Source organism: Leptospira harrisiae (genome assembly GCF_002811945.1).
Classification (GTDB): domain Bacteria; phylum Spirochaetota; class Leptospiria; order Leptospirales; family Leptospiraceae; genus Leptospira_A; species Leptospira_A harrisiae.
The window spans coordinates 420,868-438,228 of record NZ_NPDX01000001.1 but is presented as its reverse complement, the minus strand read 5'-3'; the positions used below and the strand labels follow the sequence as shown (position 1 = coordinate 438,228).

The window sequence follows — 17,361 nt, the reverse complement described above, 5'->3', positions numbered from 1 at the left end:
TCGTTATTCCACATGAGTGGATCGGCTTTCTAGAATCTGCAGGTGATCCTTAATGGTATTTTCCATTTCTTTCGTTTGATTGTCGCGGTAAATATGGATAAGATTTCGGCACATACGTTTGATCATCGATAATGTTGATGCTTTTGTGAAATACTTAGGAGAATTGGAATATCCATTTGCTTCTAAAAATTTTTCACAAGTGAACTTATCTAATAACACTCCACCATGAAATGGATCAATATAAGTAAAATAACCTTCCGATTCGTATTGTAAAAGAAAATGAAGTGGCAAATTAGTTCCATAAAGTGGCAACCCCAATCTCTGACCAACTAACAAATATACCACGGAGAGAGAAATTGGAATCCCCAATTTGCTTTTGATCACTTGGAATAAATAAGAATTTCCTGGATCATTATAGTTCTGGATATTCCCAACAAATCCTTCTTCTTGGAATAAAACTTGGCAAAGGATTTGTACTTTTAATTCATCTGTCAAATATCCTGAATGATCATCGTACAATTCGGAAACTCGAAGAGCTATACGATCTAATTCATGTTTGATCTCTGCATAGTTTTGGTCAGGGAAACCTATACTAGAAAGTTGGACACACATCTCTTCTAAATCTTTATAATGATTTGTATTCCCACGTAACGTGAGTTTGAAGAAAGAATGACGAAGTCTATGGCGAGTGATTTCTGATTTTAAACTACGAGCTTGTACTCGAAGGTAAGGATCTTTAACTTCTTCCAAAGCAGACTCTACTTGAATCTGCCAAGGAACACGCGATGCAATGAGTTTTAATAAAAAACGTTTTTTCTCAGGCGGTGCAATTTCCCAATCATACAATAAACGAGTGATATCATCCGGATAAAAATCAGGAAAGGAAGTTTGTCCCATAGAAAAACTATCTATATAAAAACAAAAATGTCAATCGAATCTGAAAGTTTATACTAATTCCGCAAGAGCTTGTGCTTCTTGTTCTTTGTTCGGAGGAGTTCCATGCCATTTAGGATTGTTTTCCATATAAGAAACACCTTTTCCTAAAATAGTTCTAAACACAATGAGAGTTGGTCCACCAGTATGTTGTTTTGCCTTTGCAAATGCAGCAAAAATCTCTTCCATATTATGTCCGTCTGCATTGATTACGTTCCAACCAAACATTTCAAACTTTTTATCTAATGGTTCTAACTTCATTACTTCTTCTGTATTACCATCAATTTGGATGTAGTTACGATCCATAAAAGCAATTAGATTGTCTGTTTTGAAGTGAACAGCAGATTGTGCTGCTTCCCAAGTCATTCCTTCTCCACATTCACCGTCAGAAATACATGTATAAATTTTATATGTCTCTTTTTTTAATTTTGCACCTAGAGCAAGTCCCACTGATACTGAAAGACCTTGTCCAAGGGAACCAGAACTTGATTCGATTCCCTTCATATAACGAGTGGAAGGGTGTCCTTGCAGATATGAATTGATATTACGAAATGTAAGTAGATCCTCTACAGGGAAATAACCAGAAAGCCCCATAGATGCATAACGTACGGCACAAACGTGGCCGTTTGAAAGAATGAGTCGGTCTCTTTCTGGCCATTCTGGATTTTTTGGATCATGGTTTAAAATAGAAGTATAGAGTGCAGCATAGATATCAGCAAGACCAAGTGGACCGCCTGGGTGACCAGAGTTGGCAGCAGTCACCATTTTGATGACTTGGATTCGGATATCTTTTGCAAATTTCTTAGCGACTTCAATTTTTTCCATGAACATTCCTTAAAGCGGTTTTGATTGAAATAAAAACAGACCGGAGATATAAACAATCGTGTACAATGGCAAAAAGATGTAATGCAATTTTACATGTAAGTTCCGTTTTCTTTTCCACCCCAAATATCCCATACATAACATAAGAACGAGGGCAATAGCTGCAAAAAACCTGTGGATGTGAATGATCATTTCTGGTGCCGTTGGATAAATATGGTGGATGGTTACGCCACCTAACAGATATTTCATACTCAAAAGATAAACAGCTGCAGTAAGATTTGCCAAAATTCCAAGCGAATTGAACAACCTATGTCGTTTTTGGTCTCTCTTTCGAAAAAAATACCCCAAATAAAATCCAATTATGGAAATAGTCATCAGAGAATTGACCCAAAACAGTGCCATCTCCTGTCATTCTGAAAGAAACCATTTCCACTCAAAGAATTTTTATTTGACCTTAACAGCTTTTCACAAAAATTGGATATGCATGCCGCCTTAGCTCAGTGGTAGAGCAGCTGTTTTGTAAACAGCCGGTCGGAGGTTCAAATCCCTCAGGCGGCTCCATGCAACTTCTTCGGGTAGGTACTCAAGTGGCCAACGAGGGCAGACTGTAAATCTGCTGGTTTTACCTTCGAAGGTTCGAATCCTTCCCTGCCCAGACAAAGAAGTCCCTTAACCACAAACAAAATCTCCAACTAACAACCAATTGAAGGATTCGAATAGAGGAGATCGTCTGCGACCCATAGGGAGCAGTTTCCGCACGATGCGGAAAAGATCGACGACGGGCCCGAGCGAGCGTAGCCAGGATGGCGGAGCGAAGGGTGGGCGAACCTTCCCTGCCCAAACTAAGAAGTCCTTTAACCACAAACAAAATCTCCAACTAACAACAAACCGAAGGATCCGAATAGAACCGTATTGTCTGCGGACCAACTATTTAATGATTGTTCTATGAATCAGAAAATGCAATAAACGGTTCAAATGAACAAAAAAGAAAGAATCTTACAGATCCTATTTGTCCTTGTGTTTCTGATTGGGCTTTCCGGTGGAATTACCAATTTGATACGAGGTGTCTCCCTCGTATTTCCTGATGGGACGGCCGTAACCCCTTATGCAGACAATGTATATCGTTATTTGGCAGGGATCCTTCTAGGTGCCAGTCTTATCGCTTTATGGATGGCGATTACCATTCGTAAACAAAGTGATCTTGTTTATATTATGGGTGCTGCCATATTTTTATCTGGTATAGGTCGAGTGATTTCCATGATTACTGTTGGACTTCCGACAGAATCCAGACTCTATGCCTATGTAGCTATAGAATTATGTTTGCCGATAGTCATTTGGATCTTACAGTTCTTGAGACAAAAAGAACTAACTACAAAGTAATCTAAAACTTTAGATCAACCAGTTCTGAATCTTGGTTCTATAGAAAAAATAGGCCCCATCTTTTTTTCTCTGCAACTGCACTCCGAACTGGCCACGTTTGGAACGGACAATGGATACCAAATACAAAGGTTCTTGTCCGTCCCAGGATACAATTGGAAACAATTGTTTGCCCGCCCCATCATAGAAGGCCCACTGAGTTTCTTCGGTCTCTGTTAATTCTTCTGTAAAGAACTGGTCCAAACTCATTTCCGACTCTTGTAAAAATTGGCAGGCCATTGAAGGTGCTATAAGATTACGACCAAAAACTTGGGTTGGTTTTTGTTTGCAAAAACGAATTTGGTCCCTGGAAGATCCGACAAGTTCCAATCGTAAAGTTTGTTCCGGTGTAACTAAAAAATTAGAAAACACAGGATAAACGAAGAATAAAATAAAATTAAGAACGAAGACAATGGAATGAGATTTAATTTTCATTGGTTTGTCCCAGGAAAGAGTAAGGTTAAAAATTCATTCCCATCTCTTTCGGCTAAAATGCGAATGCTCGGTTCGAATTGTTTCCACGTATTGTTTGGATTAGGAGAACAATAAAAATGCAAAAGAGTTTCGATTTCATCATTAGAAGAAGAAACAAATTTAAATGTATTACATATCTCCTTCGCATTTCCTTTTAAAACTAGAGATTTCGTGGTTTCTAAATCTGCTCTAGGTTTGGATCCAAAACTTCCACTCATCCGAAAGTATCTTGCTGACAAATCATATTCTGCCGTTTGGCGGTAATACACACCCATCAAATACAATACATCCGATTTTTCTTGGTCAGATCTTTCTGTTTCAGATTCTCCCAAAATGGTTTTCAAAAATTCCTTACCTGAATCGGCTCCAATTTTAAATTCAGAAATTCCAATAAACAAAGGGGTTTTTGCCATCGCCTGGTTCTCAGAGTAAATTGATAAAATTACCTTGTATTGTTTGCGTTTCAAAAGTATGATCGAAGCAAATTCATATAACTTTTGTGAGTTGGAAGTTTTCAAAAAATCGGATAATTCTGTAAATTTATCGGCTGTGGCTTTGGCTGCATGTACGTAAGTTGCCGAAAGTTCAGAAAAACCAATGGGTTTATATATTTCTGATAAGTTAGTCCAAATCCAACCTCTTTCTTTGGATGGGATTAGTGATGGGTACTTACTTCCTAAAAACAATGCATCTAACAACTTTCCATGTTTTTTATACAAAAAGAAAAGCCTAGATACCACAGCCTTTTGTAATTTACCAGATGGTTTTTGCGTTAGAGCTTTTTCATACAAAGGGATCGCAAAAAGTGTATTTACTTGTTCCATCTCATACCCTTCTTCATAAAAAGAATTGGCAACGAGAGTGTTTGTAACTCCAACTAAATACAAAACAAATATGAAATAAACGTAAGTGACACGAAGGATTTTCATCTAATACAGTCCTTTCATTAAATCTTTGTTCTCTGAATGCACTGATTTATGATCCTCTGTACAAACTCCATCCGGAGGATAATCGGAAAGATACAATTCGTTTGTCACAGGACAATTAGTACCTGCTTGTTTTCCTGTCAGCGAACAAATTTTATACGATTTCGCATATACAGGTTGGCTGAACTGAATTTTAGGAATTATATTTTTTTTATCTATAGAAGAAACAATTTCTCCCCAAAGGGGTGCAGCCACAGCACCACCAAGCCCACTTGGTCCCATTCCAAATTTTGGATTGTCATAACCAATCCAAACGGCCAAAGCTAAGTCTGGTCTTGCACCTACAAACCAAGCATCTTTATAATCATTTGTGGTTCCTGTTTTACCAATTAAGTCACCCGCATAACCGCCGTTTCTGACTCCACTGGCGCGACCACTATCTCGTAACAAAGATACCATCACTTCTGCAGTGTCTGGACGAATCACTTGGCGCTCAGGTGGTAGTTTTAATTTAAACTCATCGGTAGTGCCCACTTCATACAAAACAACACCTTTCGAATTTTTTATCCTTTGGATGAGGTAAGGACGTTTGACTGTGCCTTGGTTGACAAAACCAGTAAAGGCGGATGCCATCTCCAATGGAGAAATCTCTAGGGTTCCAAGAGCCAGAGACAAATCACCTCTATATCGATTTTTCTTTTCTGCATCGTTTGGAAAAAAATATTTTGTAAAATAACGTTCAATGCCTGCACTACCCAATCGTTCTGCGACTTGTACAGCGGCTGTGTTTTTTGATTTTACTAGGGCTGTGCGTAAAGAAATTTCTCCATCAAAACTTCCGCCCAAATTTTCAGGAGCCCATTCTTTTCCACCACCACCACGATAATACAAAGGTGCATCCAAAATTCTTGTACCAGATTGAATGACACCAGCATCAATGGCAGATGCATATAATACTGCTTTGATGGAACTTCCAGTTTGCCTACGCATTTGAGTGGCACGGTTGAATTGGTTTTGTGAGTTAAATTCTTCACCACCATGTAAAAATAACACCTGACCTGTGTTTGGTTGAATTCCAACAATGGCAGCTTGAACAGCACTCGTATCTTTTTCAGAATCCAAACTATCAGTATTCCAAACTAATTCATTTAAAATGGTTACCTCTTCCATCTTTTGTCGAAATGCTAAATCTAAAGGAGATTCCGGTTTCAATCGAACTCGTTTTTTTTGAATTTTCCCAGACTTTCTCGATTTTGTTAAATATTCTCGAACGATTGGACCAATGAGCTCTTGGGCACCTCTGTCCAAAGTTGTTTCCACTGTGTATCCACCACTTTCGTAAATATTTTTGTCGCCTTCTAAGGAAGAAAGAATTCCTCGAACATGTTCAGTTACATAGGGTGCAATGTCTTGTCTAGAACCAAATACAGTTTCATTTGGAGACCGAGTGGAAAGATTATGGTAAAAGCTAACAAACTTATCTCGATCCAAATTGGGATAAATTCCACGATTGCGAAACATCTGCAAAATTGCTCTGACACGAGTATAAGAATCTTCAGGATTTTTTAGTGGCGAGTATTTGTTTGGTGCAGAAGGAAGAGATGCGAGAAGCACCATTTCTTCTTTACTTAACTCCATCGGATTTTTTTGGAAAAAGAATTTAATTCCTTCTCCAAATCCAAAAGCCCCATGCCCCAAATAAACATGATTCATATAGGTTTCCAAAATCTGTTCTTTGGTGAGTACTGACTCTAAGGCAAATGCAAGTTGTGCTTCCCGCCATTTACGATTTAAACTTTTGCGACGGTCATCCAAAATGATCCTTGCTAACTGTTGTGTGATCGTGGAGGCACCTTGTTTATAACTTAGGTTAACAATATTTTTAAAAAACGCCCTGAGAATTGCAGAATAATCAATTCCACCGTGAAAAAAGAACTTTTGATCTTCTATATTCAAAAGAATAGAGATCATATCTTCTGGATAGTCTTGCAAATGTAAGGTGGAAGTTCTTTTTTGAAAAATTTCACTCACCATTTGTCCATTACGATCCAAAATTTTTGTAGGAATGTTTTTAGATAACGATTCCAAATACAATGGCACTTCTTTTTTTGTGGTTAACACTCCTGCAACAAAGTAGGAAAAACCCAGGATAAACAAAAAAAGACAAATGGAAGTGATTGTAAATGCAAGTTTCACAAAAGAGAATCTTTGAGACTTGCCCCGTCCTCTGTTAACACCGCTAAGTCGTTGTTTCAGTGGTTTTGGTTTGTAGGCACGAACTTCCGGTTCTCTTTCAAATACAACCTTTCTCTCCCAAAAAGGTTTGGATTTAGATTCCAATTTTTCTTTACTGAAATTTGGTTTTTCAATGGATTCCGTTGGAATTTTAAACGGCTGAAACGACTGGGCTGCATCAGAAACTACTGATTCTTTGGGAACCACTTGTAAAATTTCAAATCGATAATCCGAAAAACTCAAAATTACTTTTTCACTACAGTGAGCACATGTTAGCTGGAATTTGCCCTCTCTAGGGATTGGTTCTGGCAATCGAGATGCTTTTTGGCAATGAGGACAAAGATATTTGGGAGAAGGTGCCGACATAGGTTCTCCCTATTCCTATCGGACGTTTGTTAAAATTACAAAATCAGCGATTTTCACAAAATCCCGGCTTTCTTCTCGATCTTTGACAAACCCGGAGATTACAAGTACAGAAAGGCCCATTTCTCGGAGCCGATGTACCACACCACCGCTTCTATCAGAATGAAAACGACCATTTAAGTGGATTACTTTCTTTCCCGTTTTATAAAATTCACGAGAAATTGATTCCGCCATCCCTTGGTCCCAGGTTGATTGGCCCAAAATCAAATAAGGAGTTCCTGAACCCTGGCCTACACCATGTCCACTTGAAAATAGAGCCGTTAACCGTTGTTTGTAATCCTCAGTTAAATATTTTTCTAAAGTATAAGCAGGCGGAAGGTATTGAATTGCTATGTCAGAAAACTCTTGGTAAGCCAGCAGACCTTTTCTCGAAATTAAATTCACATATCGTCTGGGAGGATTGGCTGCAACAACATTGCATTTTTTTTCTTTTGCAATCAAAACTAAAGGAAAGTAATCGGTTTTGAACGATTTCCAATGTGTGATTGAGGATAAAAAATGGGATTCGGTAATCGTTCCTTTTAAAAACTCGTTCACAGTATTTTGTCCATCTTGTTCCAACATTTCCAATGACAGGGAAGCGGATTCTACGGAAGTTATTTCTTTAAACAGGGTTTCATAAAAACGGTGAAGGTCCTGGTTGTCATGGTCTTCGCCAAAAACAATGACATTGTATTTGGAAGATTCTTTTACAATATCAGCGATGGATACAACATCTGCTGTGGATGTCCGTACGATTTGTACGGACGAACTTATTTCTTCGGCAGAAATTCCAAAACTAAAGAAACAAAAAAATAGAAAACAAACAAATCGATTAAAGAAGGTTTTCAATTGCTTGTTTTAACTCGGCAGATTCAGGTTTTGTTCCGGATGGAAATCTTCCCACAACTTTCCCATTTTTATCGATCAGGAATTTTTCAAAATTCCACTTCACGTCACCTTTATCTTTGGCATTTTCAGTTAAAAATTGATAAATGGGATCTTTATCATTCCCCAACACTTTTGTTTTTTTCATTAGGTCAAAACTGACTCCAAAGTTGAGTTTACAAAACTCAGCAATCTGAGATTCAGTGCCTGGTTCCTGGCCCCCAAAATCATTCGAAGGGAAACCAATAACCTTTAATCCTTTGTCTTTATAAGATTGGTGAATTTTTTCGAGGCCATCGTATTGCGGCGTATAACCACATTTAGATGCTACATTGACAACTAGGACGGGATGTCCTTTATAATCGGAAAGAGAAACTTCCTTTCCTTGGATGGATACAGATTTAAAATCGTGGAATGACATCTTTTTTCCTCCAGCATAGATATGGAAACCGATAAAGAGAAAAATAGCAAACAAAACTTTTCTTTGCATGGAACCCCCCTGTTTCAAGTTTAGACTATGCCTGCATTGTTTTTCGCTGTTCTTTCTGAAGCCAAACCTTGGCTCACAAAACTAGAAGCGAAACCAATTTCCCATTCCGGAAAATTTCGAATCTTCCAAAAAGAAAATCAATATATCATTATTTCGGGCACTGGTAAACTTTCGATGGCTTTGGCCGTTTCTGAATTTGCCCATATCCTTTCCAAACAAGAACGGAACCAAATGAAAATCTGGAATCTAGGAATCGGTGGTTCAACGAATACAGAATTTTTGTTAGGTGATTTTTTCTGGATCCATAAAATCACAGATGCAGCCACAAAAAGAGATTTTTATCCGGATAGGATCCAAAAATCAAAATTCACAAAGGAAACAACTCTTACCACATTTGACAGACCCATTTCCAAATACAAAAATTCTGATCGTTTTTTATTTCTCACCAAAGACGAGTTAGATGGAATCCAACTAATCGATATGGAAGGGTCTGGTTTTTTCGAAGCAACATCTCTATATTTTCCAATAGAAAACATTTCGCTTGGAAAACTTGTATCGGATCATCTGGAAGGAAACTTTTGTAAACCAGAAATGGTAGAGTCCATGATGGAGAAAACTATGGATATACTTTATGATGAATGGATTTCTCCTCTCCCTTGGATAATTGCCGATCCAATAGAAACATCAGATTGGCCCCTGGTTGAATCTTTTATTCATAATCTCCGCCTAACTGAAACAATGAAACATGATTTAAAAAAATCCATTCGGTTTTTCCGATTAAGAAATCCAAATGCAATTCTCCCCTTTCCAGAGGAGTCTCTTAAAATCCATTTAAAATCCAAATCAGACCTCAAAGAATATTTTGATTTATGGAGAGAATCTCTACATGTTTAAAGCATTTTCTCATATTTATATTGAAGAGGGCGTTCGTGATCACTGGAGAACAAAGGAAATACTCAAACGATTTCCAAATGCAGTCCCTGTTCCCATCAGACATTACAAAGATAGTTTCAATCGAAATTCCCAAAACTTTCGGATTCAAAAAGAAACACCTAAATTAATTTTAGCAGAAAAAAAAGATCATTTTTTATATAAAGGCAGCGATTTTTCACCTAACTTCTCTCATCCGCACTTTTATTATAATACAATTGCTCTCAACTGTATTTATGACTGTGAGTATTGTTACTTACAGGGCATGTTTCCTTCCGCCAATCTTGTGTTATTTGTAAATTGGGAAGATTTTTTTGAAGCCACAAAGGACTTTATAGAAAAGAACCAATCTTTGTATTTAGCATTGTCTTATGATACAGACCTTTTGGCATTGGAATCTTTTTTCCCAGCTACCAAGGCATGGTTGGAATTTGCCAAATCCGAACCAAATTTAAGTTTAGAAATTCGAACGAAGTCGACTAACTACGGTCAAATTGCCAATTTTTCTCACAATCCCAATGTTATTTTGGCTTGGACCATCAGCCCACAAGCCATCATTGAAACCATTGAACATGGAACTCCTCCACTCCACGCAAGAATCAAAGCAATCAACCATGCCATCCAAGATGGTTGGAAAGTTCGGATTTGTATTGATCCAATCTTAAGAGTTCCTGATTGGAAAACCCATTACCAATCGTTAGCCGATACATTAGGGAAAGAACTAAAGATAGATGGCCTTGTTGACATTAGTATTGGTGGATTTAGAATGAATATTGATTTTCTAAAGCGAATGATGGATGTAAGAAAGGGTTCTTCCATTTTATTTCATGCTTTTGAAAAAAAAGATAAAATTGTTTCTTACTCAAATGCAGAAACAGAAGAAATTTTAGAACTTATGTCATCGACACTCAGCCAATATGTTTCTCCTTCACAAATAAAAGTAAGTTATACTTGAATTTTTCCTTTTCTTTTCCGTCACTACTTCTTAACCTTAGTGCCTACCTATGAAGAAAAGACTCATTTTACTATTCCTATTTTGTATGTTCTTTGGATTCTCCGGCTGTGCGGAAGTCAATCGCAACAAACCAATTGCAAAGGAAGGAAAGATGGATTTGTCCTCATGGGACTTTTCTAAAGATGGAAACATCACTCTTGATGGAGAATGGGAATTTTATTGGAAACAAACGAACAAAGGCATCCAAATTGATACCGAACTGGGACGAGAGCCTAAGTACATCTACCAAACAATCCCTTCCAATTGGAAAGGTGCGGATTGGTTTGGTGAAACACTAGGTGGTTTTGGTTATGCGACATATAAATTAAAAGTTCTTTTCCCAAAGAACACACCTATGCTTGCCTTTCACAACTTAGATCTCTCTTCCGCCTACCGATTGTACATCAACGGCAAATTAGTTGTAGAACAAGGAAGTTTCGGGATCAATCCAAACTACTTTGAGCCTTCGTATAAATCAGTACTGATGGATTTAGAACCACTGTCAGGTGAAACCGAAATCGTATATGAAATTTCAAATTTTCATTATTCGAAAGGTGGATTTTGGGAAAGTATGGAAGTGGGCGAAAGACGAATGTTATATGACAAAGTCAATCGCAGTTACCAAATCACTTCTTTTTTAGCTGGAAGTATTTTCCTTTGGGCTTTATATCATTTGGGGCTTTTTGTTATGCGCAGACAAGACAAAGCCAGCCTTTTTATATCTTTATTTAGTTTACTTATTGTTATGCGGCTTTTAACAATTGGTGAAAGAAATATTCTAAACATATTTCCTAATATGCCAATGGATTTCCTTATCCGATTGGAATTTGCAACCATCTATATCGCCACCATTGTTTTTGCTTATTTCTATCGTTTGGTATTTCCGAATACTGTCGGAAAAAAGACGATGTGGGTCTTAAATATTCTCATCACTCCATTTCTAATTTCGTTGTTTTTGCCAGTGGCTATTTTCAGCGCCCAAATCCATTTTTTTCAAATTTTTCTGATTTTAGTCTGCGTTCGAATCACCATTGCTATCATTATGGCCTACCGTTCGGATACAGTGGGAGCAGGCCTTTCTCTCATCGGATTTAGTTTTGTTTTTGGAACCGTTGTCCATGACATCCTTTATCAAAATAATATTATCAATACAATGAACATAACACCCTTTGGGTTTTTAGGATTCATTTTATTTCAAGGTTATATTCTATCTTATGGATTTACAAGAGCATATCTTTCTATTGAAAAACTCAAAGAAAAACTAGAAGTATCCAACAAAGAACTCAATATTCTAAAGGAAGGGCTGGAAGATATTGTCGTTGAAAGGACTCAAGAATTAGAAAATTCGAAAGCAAATATAGAAAGATTGAACGAGTTCGCAAAAACCTTAAACACATCTTTGGAACTCGACAGCATTCTCACAAAAGCCTTTCATTACTTAAATGAAGAAGTATTTTGTGATTCCATGATTTTACTTTTGGTTGATGCAGAAAATTCAAAACTCATTTATCACAAATCAGTTTTTTCACCTAACTCAGGATTATCACTCGAATCAAAGTTAAATGGAATGAGTTTTTCCTTGGACTCCAGTGCAGGAATTTTTTATCACGTTTATAAACGAAACCGTCCATTCCGATTCGCAAAAGTATGGGAAACGCGTTTAACCGAATCAAACAAACAGTTTGTTCAAATGGTTGGGAAACATCCAGGTATGATTATTCCCTTGAGTTCACAAGGGAAAGTAATCGCCTTGTTGGCCCTCTTTAGTGAACAAAAAGGTAGAAGTTTTTCTAGATCCCAACTGCAGTTAGTTGAGAACACAGCCGAGAACATCGCCACAGCAGTTACAAACTCTATTCTTGTGGAAGAAATGAATCGTGAAAAATTCTTTGCTGAAAACTCCAGAATGTTAATGGAAAACGCAAAAAATGAAGTTGTAAAACTAAACGAATTCACTAAAAAGATTAACTCTGAATCCAGTCTTTCCCAAATCATCGAGGAGATGTTCAATTATATATTAAAAACGTTTGAAATTGAAGCCACACTCCTACAACTCATTGATACAAAAAAAAATGAACTTTATACTTACAACACAACAATTCCAACTTATGCGACAAAAGAACAGTTGTTATTCGCGAAATCGATCAGAGTTCCATTAAATGAAAAAGGTGGAATCATCTATAAAACTTATCTTAGAAAAAAAGCCTTGTTTGTTCCCAAACCTCCGAAACGATACGAATCCGAGTTGGATGAACAAATCTTTTCGCAACTAAGCCTCACATCTTTTGTTGCAGTTCCACTTGTGGTGCAAAACGAAGTGATTGGAATGGCATACTTCACTTCCTTTCAAAAACCCTTGGATGTCACAAGGGAAGTACTTCGTAGAATTTCAGGATTTTGTGATCAAATTGCTGGGGCCATCCAAAACTCTTTGTTATTACAAATCACTGAAGAAGAACGTAAAAAATCAGAACAAGCTAAAGCAGAAATTCAAAAAATGAATGAGTTTGCAAAGAACGTAAACTCACAAAACAATTTAGAAAATATATTAGCAGAAATTTTTGGATTCATTCGTAAAAATTACAAAATAGAACACTGTGTCCTCTATTTTTTGGACAAAGAATATAATGAGTTTCGATACCTAAATCACTCAGGATTTGATCTATTGGTGGATGAGAATATAAACTATTTTAAATCCCTTCGATTTCCTCTCCGAGAAGAAAGTGGATTCATATATAAATGTTATAAACGGAAACGTCATTTTTATATGAAACATGTTCCCAAGTCACTTCCGTTTGCTATTGACAAACAAATTACAGAAAGATCAGGGATGAATGGATTTTTAATCTCTCCTCTTGTGAATAATGATGAAGTAGTAGCCATGGCAGTGTATGGAATCAGTGATGAAAACATTCAGCTAAATACAGATGAAGTAAATTCTATTGTAGGTGTTTCGGAACACATAGCAAGTGCCATCAACAATCACTTTTTACTAAGAAAAATTGAAGAAGAAAAACAAAGATCCGATTCGCTTTTATTAAACATTCTTCCTAAAAACGTCGCAGAAGAGTTACAAAAAAAAGGCAGAGTTAATCCTGTTGAATTCGAAAACGTAACCCTACTTTTGACTAGTTTTCCTGGTTTCTCTCAGATCACCGGACAACTAACTCCTGAAGAACTCATCGAAGGATTGGATTTATATTTCTCACGTTTTGATGAAATCATCAAAGCACAAGGGATGGAAAAACTTAGGATGACCGGAGATATGTATTTGGCAGCTGGAGGACTTCCCGTTGGTAATTTTACACATGCTGTTGACGCTTGTCTTGCCGCATTACAGATCAAAGACGAAGTAATGAGGATGATAGAGGATTTTAAAGACATTCCATTCCGTCCAAATGGGATCACCATTGCAATCCATTCAGGTCCAGTAGTGGCAGGTGTCATTGGGAAATCAAAATTTAACTATGATGTCTGGGGAAAAACAGTCACACAAGCCCAAGCAATTCGCAGAGGAGGAGTTGGAGTTCCAATTAATATCTCTCAAGAAACAATGGAAAAAGTAAAACGGCTTTTCCATATCGGAAACCAACGTCAAATCAATACATACGAAGGTGATCAAGTTCCCATTTATGAATTGTTATCTTTAAAACCAGATTTATCTGATGACACAGGATCCATTCCAAACGAAAAATTTGGAAGATTATACACCCAGCAAAAACGAGGAGCAAAGATCCTAATCAAATGATTTACCTTCCTTTCCTCATCGCTATACTTTTTGTGGGAATTCTTTATGGGATGTATTCATTATACAAACAAAAGGAAGATAAAGAAAACACCATCATTGTATACCAAGCCGAAGTTAAATTATTAAAAGAAGAATTAGAAAAAAAAGAAAAAGAACTCATCAACACAAAATCTATCTCTGAAGAGTTTTCAGACAAACTAGTTGCCTCATATACGCAACTTTCCGACTTAGATGGGCTTCTAAGAGAAATCAATTCAGCTTCTGATTTAAAAGATATACTCAAGATATTAGGTCGTTACATTCGAGAAAAATTCAAAGTCCCTCACTATTTATTGTATGTTTATAAAGAAGAATGGGAAGCACTTGAATTCTTTCACAGCAACTTTCCTGAAGAACTTACCGAAAAAGTTAAAGAAGAAATCATGGGTAGAAAAATCCCTGTTTCCGACTCATATGTCACAATGTATGCACATGCTTATGTTCGAAAACGCAAACGTAGTTTTTATATTCAAGATTTTGAATCTTATAAAACCGAAGGAGTAGAGCTTGCTAACAAACAATCTGCCAATCTCAAATCTCTTCTTATTGTACCATTGTATTTGCGGAATAAATTCATTGGAACGCTAGATTTATTAGATTACTCTGGAATTTTTGAGTTAACAGAACAACAATTAAACCAAATCAAAATCATTGCTGATTATATTGCTGGTACAATTGAAACTGGTTACCTTCTCAACGAACTCAAAGAAGGAAACACCACCATTCAGAAAGAAAAAGAAAACATAGAAACCAACAGGTTGAAATTAGAAAATTTACATCGTTTTAACCGGAAGATAAACTCTTTTTCACAAATAGATGACATTGTTAGAGAAGTTTTTTCCTATCTCAAAATCAACCATCGAGTCGAACTTGGTTTTATTTTACTGGTAGACCCAAAAACCAATTCTCTTGTACCTTTAATGGAAGGTGCAGAAGTTTTTAACAAAGGACTTCTTGTTACCAATTTCCTCAGAACATTTCGACCAACTCTTTTACCAAATATTGGTTCTCTTTTCAGAACGTATGAAAAACAAAAACCTGTTTACTTAAAAAAATCAAGTAAGTGGAAACAACTTTCGAACATCGATACATCGATTGTAGATAGTTTTAAATTAGAGTTGTTTGGACAAATTCCACTTGTGGTCCAAGGACAAACAATTGGGATCATTTGTGTTACACGTCTCACCAGAGAACAAGACTGGAACAAAGATGAATTTGCTGAAATCATATCCTTCTGTGAACAAGTTGCTGGGGCTATTCACAATGCAAATCTTAGGCGAGACTTAGAAAAGGAACGAGAAAAAACACTGCATTTCATTAGGAATATTTTACCTGGAGATTTAGCTGATGAGCTGATCGAAAGAGGTGAAGTGGTTCCAATGGAATATGAATCTGTTAGCATTCTATTTACAGATTTTAAAAATTTTACCTTAGCAGCGGAATCATTATCTCCAGAGGATCTCATTGAACAACTGGATGGATGTTTTTCTCAATTTGATGATATTGCAGTCCGTCATAATTTTGAAAAATTAAAAACCATTGGTGACTCCTATATGGCTGCAGGAGGAATCCCACAAGGTAATTTCACTCATCCAGTAGATGCCTGTCTTTTTGCTATGGAAATCAAATCCTTTATGACACAAATTAAATCCTTTAAACAGATGTTAGGTCAGGATTTTTGGGAGATTCGAATTGGAATCCATACTGGTCCAGTTGTTGCAGGTGTTGTAGGGAAAACAAAATTTGCATACGATGTTTGGGGAGATACCGTAAACATTGCAAGCCGTATGGAAAGTTCTGGTGATGCGGGTGAAATCAATCTTTCTGAAACCACATACGACAAAGTGAAACGTTTTTTTGAATGTGAATATCGTGGGAAAATAAAAGCCAAAAACAAAGGCGAACTAGGAATGTATTTTTTAAAAAGACTTCGTCCGGAATTTTCCAGAGATTTAGAGGGTATGGTCCCCAACCAAATCTTCTTGGATTTATATAAAAATTTGCAAATTGGTGCCAAAATCATCTACAGACAAACTGGTTCCTAATTTAACTTCCTCCACCCGAAGAACCAGATCCTGAACTAGAGTTTCCTCCACCATTGTTTCCTGAACCTCCCCCCGTAGAACTTCTGTATCTTGTCGTAGAAGTGCTGCTAGTGGAAGGGACGGGACATTTATCATAACAGATTTTATACATTGTTATACATGTAATTGTTGTGGCAGTGGCATTGTCCAATTGAGGCGCAACTGCCAAAGCACAGACATATTGTTCACGAACACATCGGTCCATACACTCAGATCTTGTTTCAAAGTTTTTTGAATGAGAACAGCCGTAAATTCCCAATACAATTCCCAAAGTAAGAATCCAAACTTTTGACATACCACAGCTCATGCCATAAGGGTCTCACAAGATCCTTTGTTCTTCAATGGAGGATACCCGCAAATGTGGTTATTACCTAAGAAACTCGCTTGCTTATACAGGGACTAGTTGCAATGTTTAGATAGAAATATGGACACCCGCAAGGTAAGAATTCTTTTTTTAGCATTTTATGTTTTATCGCTGATTGTGTGGATTGCTGAAGAAATTTTCACCTTAACAAACCCACCCGAATACTTTGATCGATTTCGTATCATCATTGCGACAGTAGAATCTTTCATCGCCATCTCATCCTTTCTCGTGGTCTTTATTCTTTATAAAGAACTAAAGGCAGAAGCGGTTGAAAACATACATGCCAAATCCCAAATCCATGACTTAAAACGTACAAATCGCATCTTAAAAAACCCAGAGATGGGTTTTTGGGCAGAAGCCAAAGCTCAAATGGAAGAATGGAAATTATCCGATGCGGAAACAGAAATCGCCATACTCCTACTTCGAGGATTTTCTCAAAAACAAATCGCTGCCGTTCGGAAAAAAAGCCTTCGCACCATCGAAAACCAAACGGCATCCATCTATGAAAAATCCTCAATGAGGGGAAAATTGGAATTTATTTCTTACTTTTTGACTCCCCTATTGCCAGAAGAAGAATAAACAAAAAACCTTGACCATTCGCATTTTCTTTGGTTTT

Annotated in this window: 15 protein-coding genes and 2 tRNA genes; 8 read left to right on the top strand and 9 right to left on the bottom strand. The window is 37.0% G+C overall.

What is annotated here, in order from left to right:
• Nucleotides 1-3 precede the first annotated feature (3 nt).
• From CH364_RS02090 to CH364_RS02080, 3 genes are read right to left on the bottom strand one after another with little or no spacing between them, the layout of a single operon-like run.
• Complete coding sequence (locus tag CH364_RS02090; RefSeq protein WP_100741967.1) at nt 4-897, bottom strand: transglutaminase-like domain-containing protein; 894 nt, start codon at nt 895-897, stop codon at nt 4-6.
• A gap of 48 nt (nt 898-945) precedes the next feature.
• A complete protein-coding gene (locus CH364_RS02085) occupies nt 946-1,758 on the bottom strand; it encodes a transketolase (RefSeq protein ID WP_100741966.1) in 813 nt (270 codons plus the stop codon).
• A 9-nt stretch (nt 1,759-1,767) separates the two neighbouring features.
• Nucleotides 1,768-2,157, bottom strand: a complete 390-nt coding sequence (locus CH364_RS02080; RefSeq protein WP_100741965.1) for a hypothetical protein — start codon at nt 2,155-2,157, stop codon at nt 1,768-1,770.
• Nucleotides 2,158-2,241: 84 nt separating this feature from the next.
• Between CH364_RS02080 and CH364_RS02075 the strand changes: the two genes are divergently transcribed.
• The 3 genes from CH364_RS02075 to CH364_RS02065 all read left to right on the top strand — a co-directional run bounded on the left by CH364_RS02075 (nt 2,242) and on the right by CH364_RS02065 (nt 3,135).
• Nucleotides 2,242-2,316 (top strand) — tRNA-Thr (locus CH364_RS02075).
• Nucleotides 2,317-2,328: 12 nt separating this feature from the next.
• Nucleotides 2,329-2,410, top strand: a tRNA-Tyr gene (locus tag CH364_RS02070).
• A 320-nt stretch (nt 2,411-2,730) separates the two neighbouring features.
• Nucleotides 2,731-3,135, top strand: a complete 405-nt coding sequence (locus CH364_RS02065; protein WP_100741964.1) for a DUF4345 domain-containing protein — start codon at nt 2,731-2,733, stop codon at nt 3,133-3,135.
• A 9-nt stretch (nt 3,136-3,144) separates the two neighbouring features.
• On the opposite strand, the gene CH364_RS02060 is transcribed toward CH364_RS02065, so the two are convergent.
• Genes CH364_RS02060 through CH364_RS02040 form a run of 5 tightly spaced genes read right to left on the bottom strand, consistent with a single transcriptional unit; the run spans nt 3,145 to nt 8,604 of the window.
• Nucleotides 3,145-3,606 carry a hypothetical protein gene (locus CH364_RS02060; RefSeq protein WP_100741963.1) on the bottom strand — a complete coding sequence of 154 codons (462 nt, stop codon included), beginning with the start codon at nt 3,604-3,606 and terminating at the stop codon, nt 3,145-3,147.
• Complete coding sequence (locus CH364_RS02055; protein WP_100741962.1) at nt 3,603-4,574, bottom strand: hypothetical protein; 972 nt, start codon at nt 4,572-4,574, stop codon at nt 3,603-3,605. The genes CH364_RS02060 and CH364_RS02055 overlap by 4 nt, the downstream gene beginning before the upstream one ends.
• A complete protein-coding gene (locus CH364_RS02050) occupies nt 4,575-7,172 on the bottom strand; it encodes a transglycosylase domain-containing protein (protein ID WP_100741961.1) in 2,598 nt (865 codons plus the stop codon).
• A gap of 15 nt (nt 7,173-7,187) precedes the next feature.
• Nucleotides 7,188-8,060 carry a ChaN family lipoprotein gene (locus CH364_RS02045; protein ID WP_100741960.1) on the bottom strand — a complete coding sequence of 291 codons (873 nt, stop codon included), beginning with the start codon at nt 8,058-8,060 and terminating at the stop codon, nt 7,188-7,190.
• Nucleotides 8,044-8,604 (bottom strand): glutathione peroxidase, encoded by a 561-nt coding sequence (locus CH364_RS02040; RefSeq protein WP_423790147.1) that lies wholly within the window; start codon nt 8,602-8,604, stop codon nt 8,044-8,046. The genes CH364_RS02045 and CH364_RS02040 overlap by 17 nt, the downstream gene beginning before the upstream one ends.
• Before the next feature lie 9 nt (nt 8,605-8,613).
• Between CH364_RS02040 and CH364_RS02035 the strand changes: the two genes are divergently transcribed.
• From CH364_RS02035 to CH364_RS02020, 4 genes are read left to right on the top strand one after another with little or no spacing between them, the layout of a single operon-like run.
• Nucleotides 8,614-9,480, top strand: coding sequence for a phosphorylase (locus tag CH364_RS02035; RefSeq protein ID WP_100741958.1), 867 nt, complete (start codon nt 8,614-8,616; stop codon nt 9,478-9,480).
• Entirely contained in the window at nt 9,473-10,471 is a 999-nt protein-coding gene (locus tag CH364_RS02030) for an SPL family radical SAM protein (protein WP_100741957.1), read from the top strand. Before CH364_RS02035 ends, CH364_RS02030 begins: the two co-directional genes overlap by 8 nt.
• Before the next feature lie 49 nt (nt 10,472-10,520).
• Nucleotides 10,521-14,258, top strand: a complete 3,738-nt coding sequence (locus CH364_RS02025) for an adenylate/guanylate cyclase domain-containing protein (RefSeq protein WP_100741956.1) — start codon at nt 10,521-10,523, stop codon at nt 14,256-14,258.
• A complete protein-coding gene (locus tag CH364_RS02020) occupies nt 14,255-16,342 on the top strand; it encodes an adenylate/guanylate cyclase domain-containing protein (protein ID WP_100741955.1) in 2,088 nt (695 codons plus the stop codon). The genes CH364_RS02025 and CH364_RS02020 overlap by 4 nt, the downstream gene beginning before the upstream one ends.
• A gap of 1 nt (nt 16,343) precedes the next feature.
• On the opposite strand, the gene CH364_RS02015 is transcribed toward CH364_RS02020, so the two are convergent.
• Entirely contained in the window at nt 16,344-16,676 is a 333-nt protein-coding gene (locus CH364_RS02015) for a hypothetical protein (protein WP_243401202.1), read from the bottom strand.
• A 129-nt stretch (nt 16,677-16,805) separates the two neighbouring features.
• On the opposite strand from CH364_RS02015, the gene CH364_RS02010 reads away from it, so the two are divergent.
• A complete protein-coding gene (locus CH364_RS02010; protein ID WP_100741953.1) occupies nt 16,806-17,324 on the top strand; it encodes a helix-turn-helix transcriptional regulator in 519 nt (172 codons plus the stop codon).
• Nucleotides 17,325-17,361 lie beyond the last annotated feature (37 nt).

Bases quoted from the DNA above. Each gene is read 5' to 3' on its own strand.
- CH364_RS02090 (WP_100741967.1), bottom strand. From the start codon at position 897: ATGGGACAAACTTCCTTTCCTGATTTTTATCCGGATGATATCACTCGT.
- CH364_RS02085 (WP_100741966.1), bottom strand. From the start codon at position 1,758: ATGGAAAAAATTGAAGTCGCTAAGAAATTTGCAAAAGATATCCGAATC.
- CH364_RS02080 (WP_100741965.1), bottom strand. From the start codon at position 2,157: ATGGCACTGTTTTGGGTCAATTCTCTGATGACTATTTCCATAATTGGA.
- CH364_RS02065 (WP_100741964.1), top strand. From the start codon at position 2,731: ATGAACAAAAAAGAAAGAATCTTACAGATCCTATTTGTCCTTGTGTTT.
- CH364_RS02060 (WP_100741963.1), bottom strand. From the start codon at position 3,606: ATGAAAATTAAATCTCATTCCATTGTCTTCGTTCTTAATTTTATTTTA.
- CH364_RS02055 (WP_100741962.1), bottom strand. From the start codon at position 4,574: ATGAAAATCCTTCGTGTCACTTACGTTTATTTCATATTTGTTTTGTAT.
- CH364_RS02050 (WP_100741961.1), bottom strand. From the start codon at position 7,172: ATGTCGGCACCTTCTCCCAAATATCTTTGTCCTCATTGCCAAAAAGCA.
- CH364_RS02035 (WP_100741958.1), top strand. From the start codon at position 8,614: ATGCCTGCATTGTTTTTCGCTGTTCTTTCTGAAGCCAAACCTTGGCTC.
- CH364_RS02030 (WP_100741957.1), top strand. From the start codon at position 9,473: ATGTTTAAAGCATTTTCTCATATTTATATTGAAGAGGGCGTTCGTGAT.
- CH364_RS02025 (WP_100741956.1), top strand. From the start codon at position 10,521: ATGAAGAAAAGACTCATTTTACTATTCCTATTTTGTATGTTCTTTGGA.
- CH364_RS02020 (WP_100741955.1), top strand. From the start codon at position 14,255: ATGATTTACCTTCCTTTCCTCATCGCTATACTTTTTGTGGGAATTCTT.
- CH364_RS02015 (WP_243401202.1), bottom strand. From the start codon at position 16,676: ATGTCAAAAGTTTGGATTCTTACTTTGGGAATTGTATTGGGAATTTAC.
- CH364_RS02010 (WP_100741953.1), top strand. From the start codon at position 16,806: ATGGACACCCGCAAGGTAAGAATTCTTTTTTTAGCATTTTATGTTTTA.